The organism is Pyxidicoccus caerfyrddinensis (assembly GCF_010894405.1).
Lineage (GTDB): Bacteria > Myxococcota > Myxococcia > Myxococcales > Myxococcaceae > Myxococcus > Myxococcus caerfyrddinensis.
The window spans coordinates 1-861 of the sequence record NZ_JAAIYA010000115.1 but is presented as its reverse complement, the minus strand read 5'-3'; the positions used below and the strand labels follow the sequence as shown (position 1 = coordinate 861).

At 71.5% G+C, this 861-nt stretch carries 1 protein-coding gene; it reads right to left on the bottom strand.

The window, feature by feature from the left end; genetic code table 11:
- A partial coding sequence (locus tag G4D86_RS51740; RefSeq protein WP_240360976.1) for a condensation domain-containing protein occupies positions 1 to 861 on the bottom strand: 861 nt, incomplete at both ends.

Sequence of the window (861 nt, the reverse complement as noted above, 5' to 3'; positions counted from 1 at the left end):
GGTGGGCGAAGGCGCCCAGGGCCGTCTCGTGGACGCGGCCCACGAGCTGCTGGAAGGTCGGGTCGCCGGACAAGTCAGTGCGCACCGCGAGGGTGTTGACGAACAGGCCGATGAGGCCCTCGAGGTCTGCGCGGTTGCGGCCGGCGATGGGGGTGCCGACGGTGACGTCGTCCTGGCCGCAGTAGCGGTGGAGCAGGACGTTGAAGGCGGCGAGCAGGACGGAGAAGAGGGTGCGGCCGTCGCGTGCGCCCAGGTCCTTCAAGGACTCTGCAAGCTGCGCGGGCAGGAAGACGGTGTGACGGGCGCCACGGGCGGAAGAGGTGGCGGGACGGGGCCTGTCACCCGGGAGCTGGAGCACGGCGCTGGGGTCCAACCGCTGGCGCCAGTAGGAGAGCTGGGCCTCCAGTGCTTCACCCTGAAGCCACTGACGCTGCCAGGACGCGAAGGCGGCGTATTGAAGCGGCAGCGCGGGCAGGGGCGAGGGGAGGCCGGAGGCGAAGGCCGCGTAGAGCTCGGCCACCTCGCGCACCATGACGCCCATGGACCAGCCGTCGGTGACGATGTGGTGCAGGGTGAGCAGCAGCACGTGCTCGCTGGAGGAGAGCCGGTAGAGCACCGCATGCAGCAGCGGGCCCTTCTCCAGGTCGAAGGGGCGGCGGGCCTCCTCGTGCAGGCGGCGCCAGGCCTCCGCCTCACGCTCGGAGTCAGGGACGTCCCGCAGCTCCACCACGTCCAGGGAGGGCTCGAGGACGGGGGCGATGAGCTGGAAGGGGCGGCCGTCCTGCTCGACGAAGGTGGTGCGCAGGGGCTCGTGGCGGAGGACCAGCTCGTGGAGTGCGCGGCGCAGGGCCTCCTCATCCA